Here is a 9,940-nt window from a genome sequence, read left to right as displayed (position 1 = left end):
GCAGACCCACACTTCGCCGCTTCCGCGCCGACGCTGATGCCGCATGGGCGGCCGCCGTTGACTGATCGGGCCACGGGGTAGGGGGCTTTCGACTTGGCAAAGTTAACCTGTCAGGCCCCTTTCGGATACGCTGTGGTTGAGGAGTGGCTAGAAGGATCGCCGACCGATCGGGTCAAGGTCGCAGGCTCGACCAAGAAGGGCGGTCAACGGCCTTCGTTCAAGGAAGATAAACTGACAGCCCTTTTCGATTTGCCCGTGTTCACTGGCTGCAAGTCTAGCGCTCAATACGGAATGGACGGCGAGGTGATCCTTGACGATCATCGGTTCTGGGCACCGCTGCTCATGCTTTTCACCGGAATCAGGCCCAGCGAGATTGGTCAGCTCGCCGTAACCGACGTAAAGCTCAGCCGTATCCCATTCATCAGTATTTTGACCGAGTTCGACCCCAACGACCCTGACGATAAGCCGTTCTACATGACCTATAAGACCCCGAACGCCCGGCGTGAAGTTCCCATTCACCCGATGCTTCTCGAACTCGGCTTCGGTGCGTATGCCTTGCGAATGGCAGCGTCGGGCAGCGCCCGATTGTTCCCGGACTGGAAAGCCTCGAAGGATGCTCGCAAGCTCTACTCCGGGGCGAGGTGGATCAGACGGTTCAATGAGGTGTTCATCCCGGCATGCACGAAGCGAAAGCCCAAGCCGACCTTCTATTCGTTCCGACACACGTTCAAAGTTGCCATGGCAACGAGAGGCATTGACCGGGCCATTCAGAACCAAGTGTTAGGAAACGCCAACGTGGGAATGGACGCATACTACTTCGATGCGGTGTCTCTGGACGAACTCCACGAGCAGATCTCGCGGGTCAGTTACATATACCTGGACCTCAGCCATTTCGTCGAACGGGCGAAGTCCTACTAGCCATAGCGACCATGGCATCAGGGTCAAGGCAGTGAGGCAGTCCTAGGATGCGTCCCTTATATCTAGGCCGCAACCTGCGAGGGAAACACTCATTTTTCCGACGTCTACACTCGCCTAAAATCGTGTTTCTGCCGTTTCGATGTCGGGTTATTGACGGATGAAGCGTTCTTCAGGCCCTGAGCGCGGCGGTGTAAGTTTGACAGCCCGAGCCCAGACTTTGCCGACAAGAACGGGCGTGCTCGAATATAGGCGGCCAGCGAAACATCTCGTGCCTTATGCCTGAGGCCCGCCAATGTCCGCTGTCCGGCGTGAAATCAATGACGGTTGTCGACCCATTTTGGACATTTGGAACCTCCGCTTTGCGGAAGGCCCATTCTCAAAACACTCCTGCCGCCTGATAGTGGACGGTCCAAGGGTCTCAGATGAGTCAGACTCGATAACGCGCACACTCAAGGGGGCGGTAACGGCACGGATCGTGAAGCTCAACCCGCAGCGCGGTCCGGCGCGGGGACGGCAGTTTTCGTCGGGTGCAGCGCTTTAGGGATTAGTATAGGCATGGTCCTGTGACGAGTAATCCTGATCCATTATCGGCTGAGAAGACCTCCTTTCTCGCAGGCGGGGGCGAAATGGGCGCGTTGATGCGCGCCCATGACTGGTCCACATCACCGATAGGACACCCTGACGCATGGCCCCAGGCGCTGCGATCGGCGGTCAGCCTGATCCTTCCAAACAAACAGATCATGTTCGTCGCCTGGGGTCCCGAGCTCGTTTTCCTCTACAACGACGCCTACATGCCGGTGTTCGGCAGAAAGCATCCCGGGGCGCTCGGGCGACCGTTCCGGGAAATATGGTCGGAAGTTTGGGACGAAGTCGCGCCATTGGTCGACACCGCCCTAGGGGGCGAGGCGACCTGGTCAGAAGACCTCCACCTCGTGCTGGAGCGCAACGGCTATTCCGAGGACTGTTGGTTCACCTTTTCCTACTCGCCAGCGCGCGACGAGAGCGGCAAGATCGCCGGCGTGTTCTGCGCCGCCACGGAGACCACGGCGCGGGTTCTGGCCGACGCGCAACGGATCGATCACGCGGTGGAGCTGGAGCGTCGCTTCGCAGAACGCACCGCCGAATACGCTCGGGTTTGGAACAATTCGCACGACATCCTGGTGATCGCCGACAGTGACGGGCAGTTTCAGGCCGTCAGTCCGGCTTGGACGAAGATCTTGGGGCACGACCCGTCGGAGGTGGTGGGGCACAGCTTTCGCGACTTCGTATCGGAGGACCACACCCAGGAGACCGCCCATGCGCTGGAGGCGGCGGCGGCGGGCGTCGACGTCGACGGCTTCGAGAACCTGTATCGCCACAAGGACGGCTCGCTGCGCTGCCTGACGTGGCGGACTTCGGAGGAAGGCGGGCTGATCTACGGCTATGCCCGCGATGTTACCGAACAGAGAGCCCAGGCCGAGGACCTGCTGCGCGTCGCGGAATCTTTGCGTCAGGCGCAGAAAATGGAGGCGGTAGGTCAGCTGACAGGTGGCATCGCGCACGACTTCAACAATATGCTGACCGGGGTGATCGGCGGACTGGACATTGTGCGGCGACGGTTGGCTGACGGTCGGCTCGCCGATGTGGAGCGGTTCATCGACATGGCCTATCAGTCCGCCGAGAGAGCCGCTACACTCACCAAGCGGCTGCTGGCGTTTTCCCGACGACAGTCGCTCGAGCCCAAGATCCTGGACATAAACGCCCTGGCGGACGGGCTGGCTGAGTTGCTTGAGCGGACGCTGGGCGAATCGACGTCCCTCGTTCTGGTCCTCCAGCCCGACATCTGGCCGATCGAGGTGGACGCGAGCCAGCTCGAGAACAGTCTTCTGAATCTGGCCATCAATGCTCGCGACGCCATGCCGAATGGCGGGGCGCTGACCATCGAGACGATGAATATTACCCTCGCGGTTGCTGACCGCGACCTCAGTCCGGACCTACCGCCGGGCGACTACGTCTGCATCAGCGTGGGCGACGAGGGCATCGGCATGTCCCAAGCGGTCATGGATCGGGCCTTCGATCCCTTCTTCACCACCAAGGCGATCGGACAGGGCACAGGTCTAGGTCTCTCGATGATCTACGGCTTCGTGAAACAGTCATACGGCGATGTCGTCATTGACAGTGCGCCGGGCAAAGGCACCCGGATCAGACTGTGGCTGCCGCGCGCCGTCGGAGTGGTGACCCAAGGCGAGCTGCTGACCTTGGCCGTCATAAGTCCCCCACGCGCGGGCACCACGGTGATGATTGTGGAGGACGAGCCATCAGTTCGATTGCTGATCGGCGAAGTGCTCAAGGAGCTGGGCTATGAGTTCGTCGAGGCAGCTAGCGGAGACGCGGCCTTGCCGATCCTGCGTTCTGGCCAGAGGATCGACCTGCTGGTATCCGACGTCGGCCTGCCTGGAATGAGCGGTCGCCAACTGGCCGAGATGGCGCGCGCCATTCGCCCCGGCCTGAAGGTGCTCTTCGTTACGGCCTACGCCGAAGGGGCTGAGGTTCGCAGCGGATTCCTTGACGAAGGCATGGACATGGTTGCCAAGCCTTTCTCCGTCGATCTGCTTGCCCAGAAAATCCTCAGCATGGTGGGCGTCTGATCAGGACGGCTCGCCGGTGAGTGAGCGCACGGCGGCGATGCCCCAATGGATATTTCCCGACCGACCTAGAAGGGGCGTCGCGGTCGGCCGGGAAACTGCCTGAGATCGCTCTCAAGCTGAGCATTAGTGCTCCGGCGGGCTACTCGTTCCTAAGAGAGCCGAATCCTTACTGTAACACCAGCCGACGAAGCGGAGTTTCCGACGCCCCGTCCAATCCGACGAACATAAATTGTCTGGCGACGGCGGGGCCGTTTGCATGTCTGCTGTCCACCCCAGGGCGATGTCCAGCGCGTCTGCTTTCTGGGCGCAAGCCGAAAACCGATGTCGGCCCGTTGCGGACATCCTGCAGGTTCGACTTGGTGACACACCTCCCGTGCCCGTCAGCTGTTCTGGCCAAGGTCGCTCCTCGACTCGACTCTCATGGCAGGAGGTGACCACGTCATTCGATCGGGGACGCAAGCCAATGCTATTGGAAAGATTAGCCTACGTCAGTCACTCGACTGAGCCGGCGGAGTCGTTGATGGCGGTCTCCGACATCCTCGAACAATCGGTTCGCAACAACCGAGGCAACAACATCACTGGGGCCTTGGCGTTCACGCCGTCACGGTTCGCCCAAGTCCTGGAGGGCTCCCACGGCTCTCTCGACGTTCTGCTGTTGAAGCTCGCGATGGATCCGCGCCATCATGACATGATCGTCGTGGACCGTCTTCCGATCGAGCGCCGACTGTTCAGTGACTGGGCAATGATCGCGCCCGTTTTCACGCCGCACGGCAGGGCCAGACTGGCCACGCTAGTCGCCGGAGAAACGCCATCGATGTCTGCGTTGACTGAACTCATCTTCGAAATGGTCGGCGAGCAAGACGCATCGACGAACACGCCGTAGGTGTCCGGTCCCCACCCCGAACAGCCCTTCGGCGAGTCCGGTTTGCGGCGGTAGCCCCAATGTCTGTTTTGGGGCCGACAGCCAACCGCTGAGTCCGACCCATTGCGGACTTTCGTGCGCGCGGCGACTATGCCTTGCCGACCGAAGGGCAAACGACCTTGAAATTGCCAGTCATCCCTTTCTGGGCAAAATTTCTGCTCGCCATTGCCGCAATAGTCGCTGGCCTATTTTTGATGGCGTTCGTCGTGATCGTCGGTCCGCTTTTCTACGCTTGCCAGTTCAACGGCGACTGCGTTTAGACGCGAAGTTCAGTTCTGCTTCCGACCGAGGCTGTGTGAAAACGCCTTCTGATCGGGCGAATTAGCTTATCCTTCTGGTGTCAGCAGGGGGTGAGTATGAGCCGCTTTGTTCAGGGTGCAGATCGCCGGCAGCCGACGCTGCTTCCAGACTGTCTCGACGACTATGTGGCCGAGGAGAACCCAGTCCGGGTGGTCGATGTCTTCGTCGACGAACTCGACCTGAGGGGGCTCGGGTTCGAGGGAATGAAGCCGGCGGCGACGGGGCGTCCGGCCTACCATCCGGCCACGCTGCTGAAGCTCTACGTCTACGGTTATCTGAACAGGGTGCAGTCGAGCCGGCGTCTGGAACGCGAGGCCCAACGCAACGTCGAGCTGATGTGGCTGACGGGACGGCTGGCACCGGATCACAAGACCATCGCCGACTTCCGCCGCGAGAACGGCTCGGCGATCCAGGCGGCGTGCGCCCAGTTCGTGGTGTTGTGCCGCGAGTTGAGTCTGTTCGGCACCGCTTTGGTCGCTATCGACGGCTCGAAGTTCAAGGCGGTGAACACCCGCGACAAGAACTTCACCGCCTACAAGGTGAAGCGGCGGATCGAACAGGTCGCCGAGCACATCGCCGGCTATCTGCAGGACCTGGACACGGCGGACCGGCATGAGGGCGAGGCCGCAGAGGCGCGATCCGGGCGTCTGGTCGAGAAGATCGAACGCCTCCGCGCCCAGATGGCGATGCTGAAGGCCATGGAAGCCCAGGTCGAGGCGTCGTCGGACGGCCAGGTCTCCCTGACCGATCCGGACGCCCGGTCCATGGCCACATCGGGTCGGGGCAGCGGCATCGTCGGTTACAACGTCCAGTCCGCCGTCGAGGGCGAGCATCACCTGATCGTCGCCCACGACGTGGTCATGACCGGCCACGATCGCGATCAGCTCGCCTGCATGGCGGCGAAGGCCAGGGACGCCATGGGCGTGGATGCGCTCGATGTGCTGGCGGACCGAGGCTACTTCTCTGGCGAGGAGATACTGGCTTGCGAGGCCATGGGCGTGACGCCTTACCTGCCCAAGCCCCAGACCTCGGGGGCGAAGGCGGCGGGCCGCTTCGGCAAGCAGGACTTCGTCTACCTACCGGATCAGGACGTTTACCGCTGCCCGGCCGGCGCGCTGCTGCCCCACCATATGACGACCATTGAGGGGGGGCTGAATATCCACCGCTACTGGGACCGGGCCAGTTGCACCGGTTGCGACCTCAAGCCCCAATGCACACCCGGTGCCGAGCGGCGGATCAGGCGCTGGGAGCATGAAGCCGTGATCGATGCGCTCCAGACCCGGATGGACCTGACGCCGGGTGCCATGCGGGCCCGCCGAAGCCTAGTCGAACACCCATTCGGAACGATCAAGGCCTGGATGGGCCACGCTCACTTCCTGATGAAGCGCCTGCCCAACGTGAAGACCGAGATCAGCCTGCACATCCTGGCCTATAATATGAAGCGGGTGATGGCAGTGCTCGGAACGAAGCCGCTGATGGAGGCGATCAGAGCCTGAGAAGGAGGCGCTCCGCGCCTCCTCGCCAACTATGGGTCGCCGCCGCCGAACACGTTTTTACACGGCCTGGACCCTTAGCGGCTCTTACGAGGGTCCGCTTCCGGGCGAAGTGCCCACTGAAAAGGCCAAATGTCGTCTTTGCGGCGTCCGCACCCTACGCAGGTCTTAGGCGTTCGCAGCCAAGGAGCGACGTAGCCCTTGCCCGTATCCGTGATGTCCTTTCGGCAGCGAGGGCATCGAAGCGAGTTCCCCATCACAATCCAGAAAAGCGGGCCGAGAAAAAACAGCGGCCAGAAAAACTGTGCGAGGGCGACGCCTACAAGGAGCAGGACGGCCGCACAGGCGAAGAGAGGGTAATACCAGCGCATTCAGGTTTGCCTCTTCGGGTTCTGACGGCTTGCCGCGATCAACGTCCGCTTCCCACCCTCAACAGCCGTTCGGAAGGTCTGCTCTTAGCCGACAAAGCCGGTGAGATAGCCCTTCGTTCTCCATCCGGCAGGGCGTATCATTTGGTTCAACCACCGATGCGACTGGAGCCTCACCATCACGAACCGATACATCGCGTATTACCGCTGCTCCACGAAGCGCCAGGGGCAGTCCGGTCTCGGCCTCGACGCCCAGCGATCGGCTGTCGCGGTATATGTCTGTGACGGCACGCTGTTGATGGAGTTCGAGGAGGTCGAGAGCGGCACGAAGGCTGATCGACCGGCCCTGGACGAGGCGTTGCGGCAATGCCGGATGCGGGGTGCGGTTCTCGTGATCGCCAAGCTGGATCGGCTATCTCGGAACGTGTCCTTCATCGCCAAGCTCATGGACCAAGGCGTCGACTTCATTGCCGTGGATATGCCCTCGGCGAACCGCTTCACCCTGCACATCATGGCGGCGATGGCCGAGCAGGAGCGGGAGATGATCTCGCAGCGGACAAAGGCGGCATTAGTGGCCGCCCGTCAACGGGGTGTGGTCCTTGGCGGACGTAGAGGCGAGCACCGGATCGAAGACCATGCCGCTGCAGGACGGGCCCGATCGGCTCAGGTGCGCACGATCAAGGCGTCCCGGCTTGCGGACGATCACCTGCAGATTGCAGACCAGATCAGGCGCGACGGCATCGGATCGGTCCGGGGCATCGCCAACGAGTTAAATGCCCGTTCCATCATGGCACCACGCGGTGGTCTATGGTCGGGTGCGCAGGTTAGCAGGCTGTTGCGACGGGCATCGACTGGAGCGTCTGCATGAAAGACGTCCCACTATCTCCCGAGCAGGAACGGGAGATCGCGACAGCCCTAATCGGGATGGAAGGCGACCTCAACGACCCCGTGGCCTTAGCCAGATATGAGAAGCAGCTTCGACGGCTGGTCCAGGATGGCGCAAACGCCAGCGCTAAGGGCCGCATACGCTTTCGAGAGCAACTCGCCATCGCGCAGAGCTTCGGTCATCCCGAGCCCGAAGAATACGCCCGCAACCAGGCCGCACACCTCGCCAAGATCGAGGCGCTGGAGCGCCGAAGAGACCGAAGTTTCCGGCAGGCGAAGGCGGACATCTTGAAGTTCGCCAACAAGGCCGCCGCCAAGGTGGAGAAGACGTCCAGAACTGCGCATACAAGCCTGCGTCGCCGGGCTCAAGCAGACAGGTTCTTCCTTGCCACCACTGGCGTCGCGGAAAAGGAAGGGCGTCCGGTCAAGGGCGGTTTAGTAGAGGCCGAAATCCAGAAGAAATATCCAGGCTACCGATTACCCCACTGGGAGAAGACGACCATGCCGTTGAAGGTGATGGCGTTGTCGGTGGAGAGTCACAAGCAAGGGGCTCATACCATCAACCTTCATCTATCGAAGGACATCGACGAGGCGGCACGGAGATCACCACGCGGCATCGTCAGCTACATGCAGGACAGGATCCGGAAGGCGATGAAGGAGACTTTCGCCGATGACGCTCCTGAGTTCTGGTTCGTGCTGGAGAGGGACAATGCGATCCGGTTCCACCTTCATGGTGCGGTGGTCATTCCCCAGCCCGGCTGCGAACCGATGATCGACGAGGCGCTCAGGAAAGCTGGCGGGAGCTGGAGCCAGAAGTCGTTTCAGCAGGTTGGAAGGCCGGTGGTCGAACCGATCTACTGGGCGCACTACGCGACGAAGAGATTGAATCTGACGGTGATCGACATAGACACCCGACTATTCGCTTCAACGCTTGGAATACGGCAGGCGGCGCGAGACGGATGGGACGGCCTCCGACGACAGTTTTAAAAGTTGTTCGCGTGACTTGTGTTGAGCCAAGACACGCGAGTGTTTCAGGGTTGCTTTAAATCGATCTGGAGGTGTGCCGGAGACGCAAGTCGATGCTTCCGGTGACATTGTGCGCAACAACGCTGTAGAGCGCTCCTGGGCGATTTCTCAGAGACCGCAAATCTGCGCCCCGGAAGCGGACATCGTGGACTTCGCCTAGGGGTGGCAAGCGGACTTTCGCGGTCGGTGGGGTGAACGTAGGATGGGGGAATGAAGCATCTTCGGGCAGTTGTTGGCGTTGCGGTCGCCATTTCTATGTCCGGGTGTGGCGGCCCAGTTGCCGTTCAGAGAGGGGCCGATGGCCTGGTGCCCAACATCGAGATTTGTGCATCAGCGACTGATCAGTATGCCAGGCGCGGGCAGCAAAACTTCGAGCCCGACGGACAAACGGGTGTCGAGACAGAAGCGATCTTCTATCGGGCGAAACTGCATGTTTTGAACGGTGTGCCGCTTCGACAAATCGCATTGTTGGCAGATCGAGGGGAAGAACCGCTACCCGTCCCTCCCGGGCAAATCGACCAGCAGAATATTCTGCGACAGTGTGAAAAAGCATTAGACCGCCAGTTGGAGTTGCCCGCAGATGATGAGCAGGCCGCTGAAACATGTTATGTGGCGGCAAAGTTCATGCGGGCTGCGGATTTGGATGATCCGATCATCCGTCGTGTCGGAGCTAACAATGGACGTCTCGCTTCCATCGGCAGGGCTTCCACTCGTCAGTCGAGAGACGAAATCGATACTTTTGTTTACCTTGACGCGCTTGGAAGTGCACTCATTAGGGAGCCTTTGGACCGAACGATCGACACCTGTCGACAACGTTTCTTGGCCGAGTAGAGAGAACTTAAATGTCTGCTTTGGGTCGAGAGCGGATATTGGCAGGGAGCCAACAAGCGGACCTCCGTTACCACCGCCATCAGCGGACGCCGCTGACTTCTGCGGGGGGCGGACACCGGACAATGGCGATCTCGCTGACAGTGCGCATCCAGCTGACGGACGAGGGTGGAGACCCATCCGAAATGGTCAGCACCGGGATCTGTCTCGGCGATGCGCATGGCCTAACGACAGAGACCGCTCTTTTCGCGGAGCGACGATGCCTCGCTCACACGATAAATGCCGCAACCACCTGATATTGCAGCTGATATATTCCTTGTGACGCAATCAAGCGTCGAGGAAACACCATGCAGAACTATGCCGTCTCCACCTGGGCAGGTGATCGTCTTGTCGGCCACGAACCCCTAGTCGCCGAGTCCATCACCGAGGTGCGGGCCTTCGTTCAAGGCATGATTGTACGTCGTCAGATGTTTTGGGACAGTCGGGGTGCGGATTTAGTGGAGAGTTGGCCTTGTCTGGGTTCGATATTTAGGCGGCGATTTTGCGGTGCTGCAAGCGCCGATGTTGGAGGGT

The 9,940-nt window shown here is 60.7% G+C and carries 8 protein-coding genes; all 8 read left to right on the top strand.

Annotated features, from left to right (window positions below):
* The first annotated feature begins 93 nt into the window (after positions 1 to 93).
* A complete protein-coding gene (locus tag ACP7AZ_RS17430) occupies positions 94 to 918 on the top strand; it encodes a hypothetical protein (RefSeq protein ID WP_426039921.1) in 825 nt (274 codons plus the stop codon).
* A 626-nt stretch (positions 919 to 1,544) separates the two neighbouring features.
* The gene (locus ACP7AZ_RS17425; protein ID WP_426039920.1) at positions 1,545 to 3,545 is read left to right on the top strand and encodes a PAS domain-containing protein; all 2,001 of its coding nucleotides are present in this window, start codon (positions 1,545 to 1,547) and stop codon (positions 3,543 to 3,545) included.
* Positions 3,546 to 3,801: 256 nt separating this feature from the next.
* Complete coding sequence (locus ACP7AZ_RS17420; protein ID WP_426039919.1) at positions 3,802 to 4,428, top strand: BLUF domain-containing protein; 627 nt, start codon at positions 3,802 to 3,804, stop codon at positions 4,426 to 4,428.
* Between the two features lie 395 nt (positions 4,429 to 4,823).
* A complete protein-coding gene (locus ACP7AZ_RS17415) occupies positions 4,824 to 6,263 on the top strand; it encodes an IS1182 family transposase (RefSeq protein WP_426039918.1) in 1,440 nt (479 codons plus the stop codon).
* 504 nt (positions 6,264 to 6,767) lie between these two features.
* Positions 6,768 to 7,496 carry a recombinase family protein gene (locus tag ACP7AZ_RS17410; protein WP_426039922.1) on the top strand — a complete coding sequence of 243 codons (729 nt, stop codon included), beginning with the start codon at positions 6,768 to 6,770 and terminating at the stop codon, positions 7,494 to 7,496.
* Positions 7,493 to 8,500: a hypothetical protein gene (locus tag ACP7AZ_RS17405; protein WP_426039917.1), complete on the top strand. Its 1,008-nt coding sequence runs from the start codon at positions 7,493 to 7,495 to the stop codon at positions 8,498 to 8,500. Before ACP7AZ_RS17410 ends, ACP7AZ_RS17405 begins: the two co-directional genes overlap by 4 nt.
* 249 nt (positions 8,501 to 8,749) lie before the next feature.
* Complete coding sequence (locus ACP7AZ_RS17400) at positions 8,750 to 9,370, top strand: hypothetical protein (protein ID WP_426039916.1); 621 nt, start codon at positions 8,750 to 8,752, stop codon at positions 9,368 to 9,370.
* 344 nt (positions 9,371 to 9,714) lie between these two features.
* A partial coding sequence (locus ACP7AZ_RS17395; protein ID WP_426039915.1) for a hypothetical protein occupies positions 9,715 to 9,940 on the top strand: 226 nt, incomplete at its 3' end.

It is taken from the genome of Brevundimonas sp. DC300-4, assembly GCF_049897365.1.
Taxonomy (GTDB): Bacteria; Pseudomonadota; Alphaproteobacteria; order Caulobacterales; family Caulobacteraceae; genus Brevundimonas.
This window is presented reverse-complemented; position numbering and strand designations above follow the sequence as displayed.